General features: G+C 33.0%; 17 protein-coding genes. 4 read left to right on the top strand and 13 right to left on the bottom strand.

The features are described from left to right. Positions 1 to 3 precede the first annotated feature (3 nt). The 10 genes from AABD74_RS18450 to AABD74_RS18405 all read right to left on the bottom strand — a co-directional run bounded on the left by AABD74_RS18450 (position 4) and on the right by AABD74_RS18405 (position 10,666). The gene (locus tag AABD74_RS18450) at positions 4 to 513 is read right to left on the bottom strand and encodes a DinB family protein (RefSeq protein ID WP_232680423.1); all 510 of its coding nucleotides are present in this window, start codon (positions 511 to 513) and stop codon (positions 4 to 6) included. Between the two features lie 19 nt (positions 514 to 532). Next, complete coding sequence (locus tag AABD74_RS18445) at positions 533 to 907, bottom strand: VOC family protein (RefSeq protein ID WP_232680425.1); 375 nt, start codon at positions 905 to 907, stop codon at positions 533 to 535. A gap of 79 nt (positions 908 to 986) precedes the next feature. Further along, positions 987 to 1,196 carry a hypothetical protein gene (locus AABD74_RS18440; protein ID WP_232680427.1) on the bottom strand — a complete coding sequence of 70 codons (210 nt, stop codon included), beginning with the start codon at positions 1,194 to 1,196 and terminating at the stop codon, positions 987 to 989. 20 nt (positions 1,197 to 1,216) lie between these two features. Beyond that, positions 1,217 to 1,597, bottom strand: a complete 381-nt coding sequence (locus AABD74_RS18435; protein WP_232680434.1) for a DoxX family protein — start codon at positions 1,595 to 1,597, stop codon at positions 1,217 to 1,219. 401 nt (positions 1,598 to 1,998) lie between these two features. Further along, positions 1,999 to 2,757, bottom strand: a complete 759-nt coding sequence (locus AABD74_RS18430; protein ID WP_406843864.1) for a GNAT family N-acetyltransferase — start codon at positions 2,755 to 2,757, stop codon at positions 1,999 to 2,001. A gap of 71 nt (positions 2,758 to 2,828) precedes the next feature. Then, the gene (locus AABD74_RS18425; protein ID WP_406843863.1) at positions 2,829 to 3,434 is read right to left on the bottom strand and encodes a Crp/Fnr family transcriptional regulator; all 606 of its coding nucleotides are present in this window, start codon (positions 3,432 to 3,434) and stop codon (positions 2,829 to 2,831) included. A 255-nt stretch (positions 3,435 to 3,689) separates the two neighbouring features. Further along, positions 3,690 to 5,108 carry a TolC family protein gene (locus tag AABD74_RS18420; protein WP_406843862.1) on the bottom strand — a complete coding sequence of 473 codons (1,419 nt, stop codon included), beginning with the start codon at positions 5,106 to 5,108 and terminating at the stop codon, positions 3,690 to 3,692. Positions 5,109 to 5,428: 320 nt separating this feature from the next. After that, complete coding sequence (locus tag AABD74_RS18415; RefSeq protein ID WP_406843861.1) at positions 5,429 to 8,596, bottom strand: efflux RND transporter permease subunit; 3,168 nt, start codon at positions 8,594 to 8,596, stop codon at positions 5,429 to 5,431. Between the two features lie 12 nt (positions 8,597 to 8,608). After that, the gene (locus tag AABD74_RS18410) at positions 8,609 to 9,826 is read right to left on the bottom strand and encodes an efflux RND transporter periplasmic adaptor subunit (RefSeq protein ID WP_406843860.1); all 1,218 of its coding nucleotides are present in this window, start codon (positions 9,824 to 9,826) and stop codon (positions 8,609 to 8,611) included. Between the two features lie 246 nt (positions 9,827 to 10,072). Beyond that, complete coding sequence (locus tag AABD74_RS18405) at positions 10,073 to 10,666, bottom strand: TetR/AcrR family transcriptional regulator (protein ID WP_232680444.1); 594 nt, start codon at positions 10,664 to 10,666, stop codon at positions 10,073 to 10,075. Between the two features lie 671 nt (positions 10,667 to 11,337). Between AABD74_RS18405 and AABD74_RS18400 the strand changes: the two genes are divergently transcribed. Next, a complete protein-coding gene (locus AABD74_RS18400; protein WP_406843531.1) occupies positions 11,338 to 12,312 on the top strand; it encodes an integrase core domain-containing protein in 975 nt (324 codons plus the stop codon). 118 nt (positions 12,313 to 12,430) lie between these two features. Here AABD74_RS18400 and AABD74_RS18395 read toward each other — a convergent pair whose 3' ends face one another. The 3 genes from AABD74_RS18395 to AABD74_RS18385 form a co-directional block, all read right to left on the bottom strand. Continuing rightward, a complete protein-coding gene (locus AABD74_RS18395) occupies positions 12,431 to 12,772 on the bottom strand; it encodes a hypothetical protein (protein ID WP_406843859.1) in 342 nt (113 codons plus the stop codon). A gap of 125 nt (positions 12,773 to 12,897) precedes the next feature. Further along, a complete protein-coding gene (locus AABD74_RS18390) occupies positions 12,898 to 13,491 on the bottom strand; it encodes a hypothetical protein (RefSeq protein WP_406843858.1) in 594 nt (197 codons plus the stop codon). Then, positions 13,491 to 14,087 carry a hypothetical protein gene (locus AABD74_RS18385; RefSeq protein WP_406843857.1) on the bottom strand — a complete coding sequence of 199 codons (597 nt, stop codon included), beginning with the start codon at positions 14,085 to 14,087 and terminating at the stop codon, positions 13,491 to 13,493. The genes AABD74_RS18390 and AABD74_RS18385 overlap by 1 nt, the downstream gene beginning before the upstream one ends. A 338-nt stretch (positions 14,088 to 14,425) precedes the next feature. Between AABD74_RS18385 and AABD74_RS18380 the strand changes: the two genes are divergently transcribed. The 3 genes from AABD74_RS18380 (at position 14,426) to AABD74_RS18370 (ending at position 17,129) form a co-directional block, all read left to right on the top strand. Next, positions 14,426 to 14,659: a hypothetical protein gene (locus AABD74_RS18380; RefSeq protein WP_406843856.1), complete on the top strand. Its 234-nt coding sequence runs from the start codon at positions 14,426 to 14,428 to the stop codon at positions 14,657 to 14,659. Between the two features lie 149 nt (positions 14,660 to 14,808). Further along, positions 14,809 to 16,029 (top strand): DNA cytosine methyltransferase, encoded by a 1,221-nt coding sequence (locus AABD74_RS18375; RefSeq protein ID WP_406843855.1) that lies wholly within the window; start codon positions 14,809 to 14,811, stop codon positions 16,027 to 16,029. Further along, on the top strand, positions 16,029 to 17,129 hold the full coding sequence (locus AABD74_RS18370) for a hypothetical protein (protein WP_406843854.1): 1,101 nt from the start codon (positions 16,029 to 16,031) through the stop codon (positions 17,127 to 17,129). Before AABD74_RS18375 ends, AABD74_RS18370 begins: the two co-directional genes overlap by 1 nt. The last annotated feature ends 45 nt before the right edge of the window (positions 17,130 to 17,174 follow it).

Below are 17,174 nucleotides of genomic sequence, written 5' to 3'. Positions count from 1 at the left end.
AATTTAAAGTTTAGTTATGTATTGAAAAATAGTATTTAATTGGTGAGTATGTCTTTGTGTATGAACTAATGCAAAATCAATCCATTCATACATTGTAAATTTATCAAAACCTGGTACCTGAAAATCTAAACAGGTTAATGTTAAATCATATTTTTCGGCACAATCTAATAACTCAGATTCTATTTTCAGTAATTCCAGATTAAGTTCATTTTTGCTGTATTCTTTTTCCTTTGGTTTTAGAAATACCGGCACATCCATTTTTATATTGAAGTTTAAAAAGAGCCCTTCAATGTCTTTAATTTTTTCATCAGGCTTTCTAGACGTTTTTTCTGTTTTTCCTGCAAATAATTGAGGAAACCCGGAACTGGCCAAAATAATATGCTGAACGACTTGTCCTGGTGTCCAGCTTCCTTGAAATGGGATTTGATTTAACTCGTTTTCAGAAAATTTGAAAAGTATTTCATTTAATTTTTTGAACGTTTCAACAATATCTTTTTGAACGTCTGCCTTCATATTTATTGATTTTTAAGATTTAGTTTACCGAAGTAATCCACCAAACATTTCCAAACGGATCTGTTACGCCGCAAGTTCTGCCGTAATCCTGATCACTTAATCCCATTAAAGAAACGGCCCCGTTTTCTAATGCTTTTTTATAGGTTTCATCGGCATTGGGTACATATACAAATAAGTTTGAGGTTTGCTTTGCCCAGTCTGTAATTTCATCGGTAATCATTATGGTGCTTCCATTTAAGGTAATTTCGGCATGCATAATAGTTCCGTCTTCACGTATTGATTTCGTATTGGTCTCTGATGCGCCAAAGACTTTTTTGGTAAAGTCAATAAATTTTGATGCGCCCTGTAAAATTAAATACGGCATTATGGTTTGATGTTCTGCTGGTATATTCATTTTTTTGTAATTTTTAAATTTAGGATTTTAAAATTACAAATTTTTATTTTAATATTTTGTAAATCAGTAAATTAAGATTTTACAAAAGTACTTCGCAGTAAAAACCATGTAAATTTAGAACCTCAATTATTTTGTGGTTTGAAATTGCAGAAGCATTAATTCGCAGAATTTTATCACAATCTTCGAGATCAAAATTGATAGCGCTGTTTGGGAAATGTTCAAGAAGTTTCCCTACAATCATTATAGACTGCTCGACTTCCTGAACATTTGTTTTGAAAACTTCTATCATCGTTTCCAGAGTTTATAAGTTTACAGAGCAATATTTTTATAGCGCTCTATTTTATGATAATAGATATAAGAAATCGCTAAAATCACTAAAAAGATTAACGGAAAGAAACTTTGAAAATTAACCCCGTCAATTGCAAAATGACTGATTGAAGCAAATATAAAATCGAAACCAAATCCTGCGTAAGCCCATTCTTTTACATTTTTAGGAACTTGCGGAATCACTAATACTAAAACCCCCAGAATTTTGAAAATTACCAGTGCATTTCCAAAATATTCAGGATAACCTAAATGTCTGATTCCTTCTTTTGCCAATTCGGTCTGCGAAGTCAAAGCAGGCATAACACCTTCAAATAAAAAAATAATAATTGTTGTAATCCAAAAAATAATTTTTGCTTTTTTCATGTGGTATATTTTTAAATAGTTATTAGTTAATGTATTACAAATGTACTATTCTTAATTTTTTCATGAAATACTTATTTACGACTATTTTAGGGGCATTTGGGACATTTCTTGATTTTAGATTTTAGAGGGTTGATTTTAGATTTTTTGGAAAGAAGAACATGCAGTTTGTCATCCTGACGAAGGAAGGATCGCACAAGTAACTCTACAAAGATTGGCGACTCACTTTGTGGAAATTCTAGCGCAATTTCTCCTTTCAGTCGAAATGATATAAAATGTGCTTACCCATAAGCTTTAATAGCAACTGTCAGTCTGAGCGAAGTCGAAGACCTTTTGTACGATGAGAGTGCTTCGACTTCGCTCAGCATGACATGTAAAGCGAATTAATTGGAATTTAGAATTTTTTAATTGGAATTTGAATTCAAAAAGTAATTCTTAATCAAAAATAAATCTTCAAATCCTAATCTCGTATAAATTCCTTTCCCTAAAGCCGAAGCTTGTAATTGTGCATATTCACAATCAGCATCAATAGCTTGGTTGATAGCAAATTTCATGATTTCTTCGGCAAAACCTCTTTTGCGCATTTGCGGAATAACGCCAACGCCATGAATTCCCATTATTTTTCCGGTTTGAAAAAGAGTAAGCGTTCCAATTGATTTTTCTTCAAAGTGAACCAGATAGAACTTTACATTTTCATAGTTATGAACCAGCGTTTCTTTGCTTATTATATAATTAAAAGATAACGGATAAATATCAGACCAGGTTTTGGCATCTTCTTCATTTAAAACTCTTTTAAATGTCAGATTGTTTTGAAACGTGATTTTTTTATCCAGTTTTAAAGCCATTGCCACAAGCTGATTTCGAATAGCAAACCCGTTGTTCTCAAAAAAAATATTTGAATTACTTCCGAAAATATCCCAATACGGTACAACTAAGCCCGGATTGTTTTCAATAGTTTCAAGAATCTGCGGAAGGTTTTCTTCGGTAATATCTTTTCTAAACCATAAACGGTTTGGCCAGCCCGAATTTTTGATCTGACTGAATTCTAAAAAATCAGCTGCATGATAGGAATGGAGAGGTGCAGCAACGGTTTTCCAAAGAGTGGTAAGATTATCAATGTTGTCTTTGATGAGGTTTATACTGATGAGGTTTATATTGTTCATTATAATAACGGGTTTGAATTATAAAGCAAAGATAAATCTGGTCTTTTATAAAAACCTTTACATATGTTGATTTACAAATCTTTTTCCAGATTTTTTCTGATTCGGCTTAACTGTGTTGGCGTAATGCCTAAATGTGACGCAATATGTAATAGTGGAATTCGATCTGCTATATTTGGATTTTTCTCTAGTAAACTTAAATATCTTTCAGTTGCATTTTGCATAACCAGAGCAATCTCTTTTTGTTCTTTTTCAATGATCCAGTTTTTTTCCAAATATGCAATATAGAAGTTTTTAAGATTATCATTTTCGTTAATCAACTGTATATATTTCTTGTAATTAAGATTGATTAAAATACAATCTTCTAAAGCTTCGATCGTAAAGCTGGAAGGAGTTTGCAGCATTGCTGAAACTTTAGAGCATGCAAGTTTGTTTTCGAGAAAAAGGTTTTTGTTGTAGAAATTTCCTTGTTCATCTGTGATATAAGTTCGTAGAATTCCTTTTGCAATAAAATAAAGATTTTTGCAGATTTCCCCATTTTCTAGTACTATTTCTCCTTTTTTGATCGTTTGGAAATGTGTCAACTTTTCAATCAATTTCCATGATTTTTCAGAAATAGGAGCGTAACTTTCGAAATATAATTTTAGATTGTTGAGGTATGTTTCTTTGTTGAAAGTCATAGATTCGTTTGGTTTTGCCACAAAGGCGCTAAGGGACAAAGTTTACAGCCACGAATTTCACAAATTTTCACGAATTATTTTTATAATTTGAGAGAAAAGAAATTTGCGAAAATTTGTGAAATTCGTGGCAAACAAAAAAACTTCGTGCCTTAGCGTCTTCGCGGCAAATTTTAAAAAAAACAAAAAACGCCATGAAACCAAAGGTCTCACAGCGTTTTCATCTCAAAAAATAAATAATTAACTGGGTAATGGGTATTATTTCCAGCCTCCGCCCAGAGCGCGGTACAATTCAGTATTGGCTGTAAGTTGTTGTCTTTTTACATCAGCAAGTTCTAGTTCGCTTTGCAATAAATTTGCCTGAGCGGTTAAAACTTCAAGATATTCTGCCATACCATTTTTGAATAAAAGGTTAGCATTTTTAATTGCTTGTTGTAAAGTTTTTACTTTTTCTTTCAAGAAAGTTTCCTGCTGTTGTAATTTCTCTACTTTAACTAAAGCATCAGAAACTTCGCTTACGGCAACCAAAACAGATTGTCTAAAACTTAAAACCGCTTTTTCTCTTTCTGCAACAGCGATATTATATTGTGTCCTCACTCTTTTGTTGTTCAAAAGAGGCTGTGTTAAACCTCCTGCAACAGTTCCGAATAATGAAGCCGGAATGTTGAACCAATTGCTGGTTTCGAAAGAGTTTACTCCGCCTTGAGCCGTAATTCTTAATGTTGGATATAGATCTGCTTTTGTGATACCGACATTTGCGTTTGCGGCTTTAAGAGCTAATTCAGCACTTTTTACATCAGGTCTTCTGCTTACTAAGGCAGACGGAATCCCGATAGCGGTATTCTGTTTTACTTCAATAGCACTTAACTTAATTGTTCTTTCTTTAGAATTCGGAAAAGAACCTGTTAAAACACTTAAAGCATTTTCCTGTATCGCGATGTTTTGTTCCAATAACGGAATCAATTGCGCTGAGTTTAATTTCTGTGCTTCAGATTGTTGAATCGCTAATGTAGTTACCTGACCAGCATCGTATTTTAATTTGATAATATTGGTTGTACTATCGTTTAGTTTTAGATTTTGTCTGGCAATTTCTAATTGTGCATCCAGCATTAAAAGGTTGTAATATCCTCTTGAAACATTGGCAACAATATTGGTCTGCAATGCTTTTTTAACTTCTGCAGATTGTAAATATCCTGCATAAGCACCTTTTTTCTGATTTCTGATTTTTCCCCAGATATCGGCTTCCCACGAAAGTGAAGCTCCGGCAGAATAATCGTCAATATGTTTCGCACCAATTGCCTGATTTAAGTTCAATCCCGTAAAACTATTGTCTGACGGATTGCTTGTGCTTGCGTTTACAAATAAATTAACCTGAGGTACATTTCCCCATTTTGATTGTGTAAATCTGTATTGTGCAATTTCAATGTTTTTTTCGGCAATCTGCAAATCGTTGTTTCTCGCAACGGCGCTGTCGATCAATTTGATAATATCTTTTTCGGTAAAGAAGTTTTTCCACTCCACATCAGCAATACTGGTTGTATCACTCGAAGTTGATGCATTCCTGAAATTCTCAGGAAATGCATCTTTTGGAGTTTCAATATCCTTCGAAACTTTACAGGATATTAATGTCGTGATCAGAATGGCGAAGGTCACGATTTTGGTTATATGATTTTTCATTGTCTTTTTATTAATTTTTTTTATCCGTTGGGTGTATTTTTTTAAACACATAGGGACATAGTTTTTTGAGAGTTTTAAAAAAGGCGTTTCACTTATTTTAAATACGCATAGTTTTCTATGTGTGGAAACTAGTTTCTTTTATTCTCTTTTTTCGAAATAAGAAATCTATGTCTCTATGTGTTAAAATATTTTTTCATCCCAAAGGGTTAAATTTCTGTACAAGTATCTTTTCTGGTTTCAAGATCTTTTGAGATTCTGTACGATATATAAGCGATGCCAATTATGATGGCTACTAAAGCTGTGGTTATATAGTTTTCCATTTATTCTTTTTCTTCATTATGGATTACGGCAGCTGGTTTTCCAGAGACCTTTTCTTGTAAATGCTGGAAGATGATGAATAAAACAGGAATGATAAACAAACCTAGAATTACTCCTGAAAGCATACCTCCGGCTGCACCAATACTAATAGAGTGGTTACCTTGTGCAGATGGTCCTTTGGCACTCATCATTGGTATTAAACCTACCACAAATGCTAGTGACGTCATGATAATTGGTCGTAAACGTAATTTTGCAGCATCGATTGAAGCTCTAATTAACGCTTGTCCCGATTTTCTTTTCTGTACGGCAAATTCGACGATCAGAATGGCATTTTTGGCGAGAAGTCCAATCAGCATGACAAGTGCAACCTGTACGTAAATGTTGTTCTCAATTCCAGTTAAACCAATAGCTGCGAATACTCCAAAAATACCTGCAGGGATTGATAAGATTACTGCCAAAGGCAAAATGTAACTTTCGTACTGTGCAGCAAGTAAGAAATAAACGAATATCAAACACAGTAAGAATATTGTTGCGGATTGTCCTCCAGATGATATCTCCTCACGAGTCTGGCCCGAGAATTCAAACCCGTAACCTGCAGGTAATTGTTGTGCTGCTACTTCTTCAATTGCTTTAATGGCATCTCCTGAACTAAATCCTGGTTTTGGAATGGCATTAATAGAAATTGAGTTAAATAAATTGTATCGTGATGCGGTTTCTGAACCATAAATACGGGTTAGTTTTACTAAAGTATTTATTGGAACCATTTCGCCTGTTCTGTTTTTCACAAATACACGGTCAATTGCTGTTGGATCAGCTCTGTCTTCGATATCGGCCTGAACTACAACACGGTAGTATTTACCAAATCTGTTGAAATCAGATGCCTGTGCACTACCAAAATAAGCCTGCATTGTCTGCAGAATGTCTTTTACATTTACGCCTAATTGATTTGCTTTTTCATCATTAACTTCCAATTGTAATTGCGGATAATCTGCTTTGAAAGAGGTAAAGGCAACTGCAATTTCAGGACGTTTCATTAATTCACCGATAAAGTTTTGAGAAATTCCACTGAATTTATCCAGTTTTCCTCCTGTTTTATCTTGCAGTACTAAATCTAAAGCCTCAACGTTACTAAATCCGGGAACAGTTGGGAAACTGAATACGAAGAAACTTCCGCCAGAAATAGCACCCAGTTTGCCGCGAACCTGATTCATGATTTCGTCAATATTTTTTACTTCGCCGCGTTCTTCGTTTGGTTTAAGCAATACGAATACAACCGCAGAAGATGGACTTGTAGAGTTGGTCAATAAGTTAAAACCTGAAATTGCGGTTACAAATCGAGAAGCGTCTAATGCTTTTAAAGTATTCTCAGCTTCGGTCATTACTTTTTGAGTTCCGTCTAATGATGTTCCAGATGGTGTATTTACTGCAATCGCAATAAATCCTTGATCTTCTGTTGGAATAAATCCTGCAGGAGTTGTTTTTACCATTATAACAGTTGCTACAGTAATTAAAGCTAATCCGCCCAAACTCAACCATTTTCTTCTGATTAAGAATTTAAGTCCGTCAACATAACGATTTGTCAACGATTCAAAACTGCTGTTAAAAGCGCTGAAGAATTTCTCTTTAAATCCTTTTTTCTCATGAGGCGCATCGTGATCGTGTGCTCCGTGATTATCTTTTAAGAATAATGCCGCAAGCGCCGGACTTAATGTTAAGGCATTTACTGCCGAAATTACAATTGCAATTGCCATAGTAAAGGCAAACTGACGATAGAAAACTCCTGTTGAGCCTTCCATAAAACCAACCGGCAGGAATACAGCAGCCATTACCAGCGTAATCGAGATAATAGCACCCGTTATTTCGTGCATTGCTTCATGGGTTGCGATTTTTGGAGACAAGCGTTTATGCTCCATTTTCGCATGCACCGCTTCGACTACCACAATGGCATCATCGACCACAATACCAATCGCCAGAATTAATGCGAAAAGTGTTAAAAGGTTGATCGAAAATCCGAATAACTGCATGAAGAAGAACGTTCCTAAAATTGCTACAGGTACAGCAATAGCCGGGATTAATGTTGATCTAAAATCTTGCAAGAAGATAAATACCACAATAAATACAAGTATAAAAGCTTCTAGTAATGTATGCTCAACTTGCTCAATAGATTGGTCAAGAGATACTTTTGTACTATAGAAAATATTGTGTTTTATGCCTTTAGGAAAATCTTTAGAAGCCTTTTCCATCATTTTGTTAATGGCAATCTGAATATCATTTGAGTTAGATCCAGCTAACTGAATAACCCCAATTACAATTCCTTTTTTACCATTTAAACGAGTTAAACTGTTATAAGAGTAAGCACCAAGTTCAACTCTCGCTACATCTTTTAAGCGAAGTACTGAACCATCTGCATTAGAACGTATAGCAATATTTTCATAATCCTCAGGTTTAGTTAATTTCCCTTTGTATTTAATAACGTATTCAAAAACCTCTTTGCTTCGCTCTCCAAATTTACCCGGAGCCGCTTCCAAACTTTTGTCCTGAATCGCTCCCATAACTTCACTTGGCGTTACTTTGTAAGTTGACATTTGTGTTGGGTTCAACCAAACACGCATAGAGTAATCTTTTACCCCACCAAAAATACTGGCAGAACCCACACCAGGAATACGTTTTAGTTCCGGAATAATATTGATTTGCGCATAGTTGGCAACAAACGTCTGATCGTATTTTGCTTCATCATCGGTGTACATACCAATTGCCATGATGAAACTGTTTTGTTGTTTCGCAGTAACAATACCTTGCTGTACAACCTCGGCAGGAAGCTGGCTCGTTGCCTGCGCAACACGGTTTTGTACGTTTACCGCAGCTTGGTCGGCATCAGTTCCCAGTTTAAAGAAAACAGTAATTGCCAAGGTACCGTCGTTACTGGCTGTAGAACTCATATAAGTCATGTTTTCTACACCATTTATAGATTCTTCGATAGAAGGTGCCACAGAACGTAAAACCGTTTCTGCGTTTGCTCCCGGATATACCGCCGTTACCAAAACCGATGGCGGCGCAATATCAGGAAACTGTTGTAAAGGCAGTTTAGTTAAACCAAGTACTCCAAGAATCACCAGTAAAATGGAGATTACGGTTGCCAGTACAGGTCTTTGTATAAATATTTTGAACATTATTTCTTCTGATTATTTTTTATTAGTTACTTCGGCAACTTTAGTTGATTTTTCTGGCTGAATCGCTTGTCCATCCTGAAGTTTGTCAATACCGCTTAACACGATTTGGTCACCAGTTTTTACACCTTCTTTAATTAAATAATTGGTACCGCTTTTACCCACAACTGTAATAGGCATTTTAGTTACTTTGTTGTCTTTACCTACAGTGAATACAAATACTTTATCCTGCATTTCAACTGTAGCCGACTGTGGAACTAAAATCGCATCGTCGTGGTTTAATCCTAAACGGATTCTTCCTGTGTTTCCAGAACGTAATGTTCCGTTTGCATTTGGGAAAGTTGCTCTAATGGTGATAGCTCCTGTAGTTTTATCAAACTGACCGTCAACCATATCGATTTTTCCCGTTTGAGGATAAGCGTTGTTATCAGCCAAAATCAAAGTAACCGGAGGTAATTTTTTGATTTTGTCACCAAGAGAACTTCCTTTATATTGCTCTTTAAAGTTGATGAAATCGGTTTCACCCAAAGAGAAATAGGCAAATACTTCGTGAACATCTGATAAAGTTGTAAGAGCTTCAACATCAGAAGCAGAAACTAAACTTCCTTGTTTTTTTGGAAGTCTGCCAATGTATCCGCTTACTGGAGCTGTAACATTTGTATATCCTAAATTAATTTTAGCAGAACCTACCATTGCTTTTGCCTGCTCGATATTTGCAGCAGCAATTTTTTGAGAAGCTTTAGCTGTTTTTAACTGATAATCAGAAACTACTTTGTTTTGTACTAAAGGAGTCAATTTATCTACTTCTAAATTAGCGTTAATCAAAGCCGCTTCAGCTGCGTGAAGACTTGCTAAAGCATTGTTTAACTGCTCACGGTATGGACGTTCGTTTATTTTAAATAAAGTTTGTCCTTTGCTTACATAAGCACCTTCGTCAACAAAAATTCTGTCAAGGTTTCCGCTTACCTGCGGACGAATTTCAACATCTACAGTTCCTTGTATAGCAGCTGGATATTCAGCATCAGTAGTTGTATTTGCACTTGTTATAGCCAACACAGGTAAAACCGGCGGTGGTGGAGCAGTAGGCGCCTGATTTTTGTCGCCACAGCTGCTTAATACTAAGGCCAGAATAAAACTGGTTATAATTACATTTTTCATTTTCATAGTGGTTTTAATTGGTTGAACATTTTCTCGGATTAAATTTTTAGGTATTCTGGAATTCTCGGGATTCATATCTAATTAAATTAAATTATCTAACGTTGTTAAGTAAATGTGCGCAGACTTTCATACTTTAAGCTTTTTCAATTCTATTCTAAATCATTATTAAAATATTTAACAGCGTTAAGCAAAAGTCTAAAAAAAGAGTTTTTATTACTCTATTAAATTTTCTAACGGTGTTAAGTTAAGGTTATAAAAAAAAGGATTTTATATTATCCAATTAAATTATTTTACACTGTTAAGTAAAAATTGAAAAAAAATCTATTGTATTGATTTGATGATGCCGCCAATGGCATCTTTCAAAATTTGAGCATTTATTGTTTCTAAAATATCACTTTTGTTAATGATATTGATGGCGATTAAACCATGAATAACAGAAAAGAAAGTAAAATATTTTTGTTTAATGATATCTTCACTCGGATTACTGTCTTTCATTACTTCAGCAATTACCTGAGTAAATAATCTGTAAGGCCCCTCCTGAGCCGAACATCGCTGTGCGCAGCAGGTCATTTGAACACCAAACATTAGTTGGTACATTTCAGTATTTGTAAAAGCGAAGTCCCAGTAAGTCATCCACATGGCTTCTAATTGATCTTCCGGTTTTTCAAACTTATCTATTGCAATTTGCAGTTCTTTAGTCAGTTTAATAAAACCTTTACCTGTCAATTCTTCAAGTATTGCTTCCTTATTCGAAAAGTATTCATAAATAATAGGAGCAGTATATTCGATTCTGTCGGCAATTTTACGCATACTCAAACCATTCCAGCCTTCATCTTTTACGATATCATAAGCAGCACCAAGAATGTTATTTCTTGTTTCTTCTTTTTGTCTTAAAATTCGATCTTTGCTAGCCATTATATTCGAGTATTAAATTGTTTAACACTGTTAGGCAAATGTATGGCGGTTTTTCTAATTATGAAATAATTTTGTCATAATATTTTCTTATCGTGTTATAGATTGATCTAAAAAAGCTTGCGAATCCTTTATTTTATTGATGTTTGTAATCCTGTAATTTTTTTAAGGAGCAGATAAATTTGTGTTTTTAAGACCAAATGTCCCGCTCTTCACTATATCTTTTTTGTCCCGATAGCTATCGGGACCACCACAAAAGGATGCCGTTCCGATCAGGGCTAGGCGAGAAGGTATATTTTTTCATTAGAAAACAAAAATACAAATGATATGATTATGTGTAAACCGGATTGAAATCCGTTCTTAATATCAACTGGACTGAAGTCCAGCCCCTACAATATTGATCGAGCCGCTGGCTCTTTTTCATAGAAATCAAAATGACAAACAACGAGGTAAAAGATTGCATAATAAGAATTGATTAAAATTCCATTAAAAGAAAATTCCGAAGGAATGACCCATATTGTAGGGCTGGACTTCAGTCCAGTTTAAAAATGTATAAATTCCGCAATCTAAATGGCCAATCTTTGTCGAGTTACTAGTGCGATTTCTCCTTACGTCGAAATTGTAAAGGTTAGATATTTCGGTAACAAAATTTAACTTTAATAAATTTTGTTGCGATGAGAAATAATAGTCAAGATTGCACATTAGAGAGAAACTATTTAGAGAAATATCGTTTCTTAATAAAAGAATATGAGCAGGTAAAAAATAAAACTCACCCGCTTTATAAAAAAGCGATGGATTTTTACACAGCAAATGACACTTGCAGAAAAAGTTTCTTAAAGTATTATAATCGTTATAAACAGAGCGGGAAATCTCGGGATCTATTACCCCAAAAGCGGGGTCCAAAATATAAAACCAGACGTCCTTTGCCCTTTATAGAACAGAAAGTAATAGAATTACGAGAAAAAGGAAACAACAGATATGAAATTGTTAGTATATTGAATCCCAAATTAGGAAAACATACACCATCATATTCTGGAGTTTATAATATTTTAAAACGGCATAAAATAAATAGATTAACTCCGAAGATTAAAAGGAATCATCAAAAAATAATCAAGGAAAGAATGGGACAGCTGGGTCATATTGATTGTCATTATTTAAGTAAAAGTATTGTTCGAGGAGAAAACAAAAAGCTCTATTTAGTCTGTGTAATTGATGACTACAGCCGGGTTGCCTGGGCAGAATTGGTTCCCGACATCACAAGTTTGACAGTTATGTTTGCCGCATTAAAATGCTTAAACATCTTAAGCAGTCATTATGAAATAAAATTTGAAGAGATATTATCTGACAATGGAGCTGAGTTTGGACCTAAAACAAGCAAGGTAAAAAATAATCATCCTTTTGAAAGAATGTTAATGGAATTAGGCATAGTGCACAGATACACAAAACCATATCGACCACAAACAAACGGCAAAGTAGAACGCTTTTGGAGAACTCTGGAAGATGATTTATTAAGAGATACTGATTTTGATTCTCAAGAAGAACTAAAGGAAGAATTATTACAATATTTATATTATTACAATCATGAAAGGCCACATCAGGGAATTGATGGAAAAAAGCCAATTGAAATGATAAATCCGTTACCGAAATAAGTGACTTTTACAGAAATGACAAACAGCACGCTAAAAAAAATGCCACAATGTTGTCAGGCTGAGCGAAGTCGAAGCTCCCGCAATCATAATCGACAATTTATAGAGCTTTTAAGTAAAATCAGCTTATCGACATATGTTTACTGAAATATGCAATTGCCATTTCTATAATTTCGTCTTTGGTTGTAAAACTATATTTTGCACCGCTTTCTAAAGTATAGTGATCGCCGATATTTGGAAAATATTCTTTTCCATTTGCGTGAAATGAATTTACAACAGTAAGCCAGCGATTGCGCTCGTGATCTTTGAAGGAATAAATATGATTTTCTGAAGTAATAAAGTTAGTTCCGTTATTAACATCAAGTATAGAGGTAAATTTACTTTTTAGGAAACTACCATGAATAGAGATATTTGAATTGAATTTTTGTGACAATAATTCGGTTATTTTTTGTGTATTGGGCATATAAAATCTTTTAAATTTTGGTGTAGTATTGTAAATATAAGACTGTGGTTTTTACTTACTATACCCTTAAAAGTTTTTATTATGATAAAATAAGGTATTTTTGAGTATTAACAGAAAAAGTATTTTTAATTCTCAATTCTCTTAGTTTTGGCAAATATTTTTATTTGATTTTTTGCCAGATAATATATTCCAACAAAAAACAAAAAGAATACTATTTTCATTAAAAGAGCAAGGAAAAAGTTAGAAGGATAAATATCCAAATCACGATACATTGTCCACGAGCTTGGCAAATAATCGCGATGAAGAGCGACAGTAAATATTATCAATCGTTCAATTGAAACAATAAGTAAAAAGCTGAATACGATTCTCAATAAAGCATTTTTGCTGACTTTTTTAAATCGCAATAATTGAGTAAGAACGAACCATAAAATAGGCTGCGACCAATATCCAATCCAGTATTTCCCGAACATTCTGTTTAGCATATCACTTTTTTCTTCTGGATTGTTTTCTGCATAAAAAACAAAAATTCCAATTATCCAGACAGCAAAATAAATTACGCCAGCCAAAGAAATAAATTTAACGGCTTCTTCATCTATTTTGTACAGAATAGGTTTCTTTACAAAAATCGAAACAATTAGATATAGAATTGAATATAAACCAAAGGCTGTAAAAAAGTCTACAGTTATTATTTGAAGAAGTAATAGAATGTTTTCTCTCATTATTTTTTCGTTCTGTCTTTTGCCAAACGGTTTTTACTTTTAGAATAACCCGCTTCTTCTACATTAAAAGAATCTAGAATTCTATTCATTCTTTCGGTATATTGTTTTTCTTTACTGGCTTCTGTCCATGACATGATTTGATAGTATCGGTCTTTTCCCTGTACAATTGCGAATCGATAAAAAACGTTAAAACCGTCAGTGATTCCAGATACTGAAAAAACAATAGCACTTGAGGAATTAATTTTCTTTTTCTTTACATCGTAGAGCTTAAAATCTTTTAAACCGGATTTTTTTAAATTATTCAAAGTAGCATTGTAATACCCATCGAGATCTGGTGTTGTGTTTAATAAATTATTTTCAACAGCATTTACAAAATCAGCTTTTAATTCATCTATTACAATAACATAAAATTCGTCAAACTGATTCTGTAATTGTAAAGAAGCTTCATCATTCAATTCTGTCGTAACGCCAAGATTTTCCGGAACAGATAATGAATATTTATTTTTGACTGTTTTCTTTTCAAATTTTTCATTCGAATGATTCTGATCGCATGAAGAAAGAACTACAAGAAATAGTAAAGAAATAATTTTTTTCATAAGGTATTTTATGGTTTTTAGCTGATGTAATATTAAGTTAAAATCGAATAATGTCCAACTCTTATTTTTTGTGTTTTGGAAATATTTAATAAGTAATTTTTAAAAAGCTAGAAACTTTATACAATTTAATATTTATTATATTTGAATAAATGTGTTATTATTTTGCAGGAAAATATTTAAAATTTAGTTATATTTGTTTTTCCTAAATTACAGAATTATGAAAGCTAAAAAACTTTTGCCCGCGTGGTATGGTGACGGTATTGGAAACAACCGTAACACTTCTGTAGTGTAGGACACCTTAGCTATGCGGGTTTTATATTTTCCTAAATTACAGAGTTATGAGTACAAACACATTTTCAAAAGAAACCGAAACTAGACTTCTAAATTTCTTCAACGACAAAATTGATCCGCAAGACATGGCTAAAGCAATAAGGCAGGTAAATTATATCCTTGCTTTAGGCGTTATGCGAGAACATGAAACCCTTCAAAACGGAATTGATAACTTAGAAAACAGCTTTTTTTGGCTAAATGAATTGGCTGAAGTTTTGAATCCTTATTTGGAGAAGGAATAAATTTTATAAAAAACCTCGATTTTTTTAAGTCGAGGTTTATTTTTATTAACTATTCTTCAAACAATGTGATTGCAGAAGTAAAGAGTTTTGATTAAGTTTGCTAGCTGTGATTAAAGTAAATTAAATTATAAAAAAATAAACTTTTAGAAATGATTAAATACTCAAAACTTAGGGAAAAACTAAAAGTTGATAGTTTAAATGCTAATAGCGAAGATTTAGCTTTTTTTACTCATTATTTGCATAATCATAAAAATGGGGTTTCAAAATCCTATGAAAAAAAAGCTAAAGAATATTTTCAAGTTATAAATGAAAATTTGGATATTATTTGTGAACCTGAAATTCAAGCGATGCTCCCAATTAAATGGGATATTCCTTTTCCTTCCTCGGAAACACCTGATTTTACTTTTATTGATTTGTTTGCTGGAATTGGTGGGTTTAGAATTCCTTTACAAGAACTTGGAGGAAATTGTGTTTTTTCTTCAGAGTTTAATTATCACGCACAGAGAGCATATGAACTTAATTTTGGAGAATTTCCATTTGGGGATATAACAAAGATTAATATTGATATAGTACCGAAGCACGATATTTTGTGTGCAGGATTTCCTTGTCAACCATTTAGTATTTCAGGTAAGATGAAAGGATTTGAGGATACTAGAGGAACTTTAATCTATCATGTATTTAAAATTATAGAAAAACATGAACCACAAGTTGTTTTTCTTGAGAATGTTAAACATTTAGTATATCATGATAATAAGAGAACATTAGCAACTATTATTCAACATTTAGAAGAATTAGGTTATATAGTTTCAAAAAAAGTATTAAATGCATCTGATTTTGGATTACCGCAAAATCGAGAAAGAATTATAATAATTGGACATAAAAAAACAAAATTTGACTTTTCTAAAATAAAAAAGAAAAGTAAGAGTTCATTAAAAAACTTTTTAGATAAGGATAATAATTTTGAGTATTTAGAAGAATCATATACGATTTTAGAAGATCAAAAAGTACAGGTTTCGGGTCTAGTTTTTGCAGGTTATCGAAATAAAACAATTCGGAAAGCAGGTGTGAGGCCGGGAACAGAGCATTTATCAAGAGTGCATAAGCAGCCAAACAGAATTTATTCAACTGAAGGTGTTCATCCAGCGTTACCATCACAAGAATCTTCTGGGCGATTTTGGATCTGGCACGAGAATAAAGTTCGTAAGCTGACAATACAAGAGTGTTATAGAATTATGGGTTTTCCACAAGATTTTAAATTATTGAATAATAAAGCCGAGTTGTATAAACAAATAGGTAATTCGGTCGCGATTCCAATGATTAAATCTGTTACAGAGCAAATTAAGATACAACTTTTAAAAAAAGAAATATAATGCATCCCGTAGAATTTTTGGAAAAGATTTACAATGAGTCAATGGAAATTGTTGGTTCTGATAGTATAATTAAATCAGATTTAGATGAAGATATTTGTAACTATTTAAATGAAATATTAAATAAATCTGAGTCTGCTAAAGCAGTTCTAACAGTAATTTTGACAAGTGCGGTTTACAAATTTTTGCATCCAGAACAAAATATCAAAAATCATCAAACAAGTATTCAAGACGGATATTCTGGAAGAACATTTGATTCTAAATATATTACGCCATTTCTTAAGCAATTAAAATTTCCAGCAATGGCAGAAAGTGGATGGTTAACTCGTTCTTTAGAGCAAAAAGTACCGTATGATATAAATTATTCAGGAGCTATTAGACCTGAATCGTTAAAAAATGCATTTTTAAATACAATTAATTTTATTCAAAATGGAAAAGAGATTGATAAACTTTTGAGTTTTTTATTTCAAGGTCTAATTATTCAGCGAAATACACAGCAAATTGATTTAGCAAAACCACTGAATTTGCCTATTGCAACAATCATAAATTTACTTTCACAACATTTTGATAAAAAATATTCAGCTGAAGGAGCTTCTAGATTACCAGTTCTTGCACTTTATGCTGTTTATCAATGTCTTATAGGTGAGACGAAGAGATTTGAAGCAAAAGTTTTATTGCCAATTGAGAGCCATACTTCAGCTGATGTTAGAAGTGGTAGAATTGGTGACATAGATATTGTAGATGAAAAAAATAGAGCATTCGAAGCAGTAGAAGTTAAGCATGGTATTCAAATAACGTTACAGCTTGTTAAGGATGCTTTTGAAAAATTTAAAACAACACAAGTTACACGTTATTATTTACTTTCAACAGCAAATGTCGATCCTTCACAATCTAATGAGATAAATCAAGAAATTGACCGCATTAAAAATATTCACGGTTGCCATGTGATAGTGAATGGATTAATTCATTCGTTAAAATATTATTTACGACTTCTATCTGATACATCTGAATTTATAGAAAATTATGTTAATTTAATTGAGAATGATGCAGCCTTGAAATTTGAACATAAAAAAGAATGGAATAATATTATTTCCAAAATGTAAAAAGATATATAATTATATTTAAATATTTTAAAAGGACAACATTTT

The sequence above is a fragment of the Flavobacterium soyae genome, assembly GCF_045348165.1.
Lineage (GTDB): Bacteria > Bacteroidota > Bacteroidia > Flavobacteriales > Flavobacteriaceae > Flavobacterium > Flavobacterium soyae.
This window is presented reverse-complemented; position numbering and strand designations above follow the sequence as displayed.

Bases quoted from the DNA above. Each gene is read 5' to 3' on its own strand.
- AABD74_RS18450 (WP_232680423.1), bottom strand. From the start codon at position 513: ATGAAGGCAGACGTTCAAAAAGATATTGTTGAAACGTTCAAAAAATTA.
- AABD74_RS18445 (WP_232680425.1), bottom strand. From the start codon at position 907: ATGAATATACCAGCAGAACATCAAACCATAATGCCGTATTTAATTTTA.
- AABD74_RS18440 (WP_232680427.1), bottom strand. From the start codon at position 1,196: ATGATAGAAGTTTTCAAAACAAATGTTCAGGAAGTCGAGCAGTCTATA.
- AABD74_RS18435 (WP_232680434.1), bottom strand. From the start codon at position 1,597: ATGAAAAAAGCAAAAATTATTTTTTGGATTACAACAATTATTATTTTT.
- AABD74_RS18430 (WP_406843864.1), bottom strand. From the start codon at position 2,757: ATGAACAATATAAACCTCATCAGTATAAACCTCATCAAAGACAACATT.
- AABD74_RS18425 (WP_406843863.1), bottom strand. From the start codon at position 3,434: ATGACTTTCAACAAAGAAACATACCTCAACAATCTAAAATTATATTTC.
- AABD74_RS18420 (WP_406843862.1), bottom strand. From the start codon at position 5,108: ATGAAAAATCATATAACCAAAATCGTGACCTTCGCCATTCTGATCACG.
- AABD74_RS18415 (WP_406843861.1), bottom strand. From the start codon at position 8,596: ATGTTCAAAATATTTATACAAAGACCTGTACTGGCAACCGTAATCTCC.
- AABD74_RS18410 (WP_406843860.1), bottom strand. From the start codon at position 9,826: ATGAATCCCGAGAATTCCAGAATACCTAAAAATTTAATCCGAGAAAAT.
- AABD74_RS18405 (WP_232680444.1), bottom strand. From the start codon at position 10,666: ATGGCTAGCAAAGATCGAATTTTAAGACAAAAAGAAGAAACAAGAAAT.
- AABD74_RS18400 (WP_406843531.1), top strand. From the start codon at position 11,338: ATGAGAAATAATAGTCAAGATTGCACATTAGAGAGAAACTATTTAGAG.
- AABD74_RS18395 (WP_406843859.1), bottom strand. From the start codon at position 12,772: ATGCCCAATACACAAAAAATAACCGAATTATTGTCACAAAAATTCAAT.
- AABD74_RS18390 (WP_406843858.1), bottom strand. From the start codon at position 13,491: ATGAGAGAAAACATTCTATTACTTCTTCAAATAATAACTGTAGACTTT.
- AABD74_RS18385 (WP_406843857.1), bottom strand. From the start codon at position 14,087: ATGAAAAAAATTATTTCTTTACTATTTCTTGTAGTTCTTTCTTCATGC.
- AABD74_RS18380 (WP_406843856.1), top strand. From the start codon at position 14,426: ATGAGTACAAACACATTTTCAAAAGAAACCGAAACTAGACTTCTAAAT.
- AABD74_RS18375 (WP_406843855.1), top strand. From the start codon at position 14,809: ATGATTAAATACTCAAAACTTAGGGAAAAACTAAAAGTTGATAGTTTA.
- AABD74_RS18370 (WP_406843854.1), top strand. From the start codon at position 16,029: ATGCATCCCGTAGAATTTTTGGAAAAGATTTACAATGAGTCAATGGAA.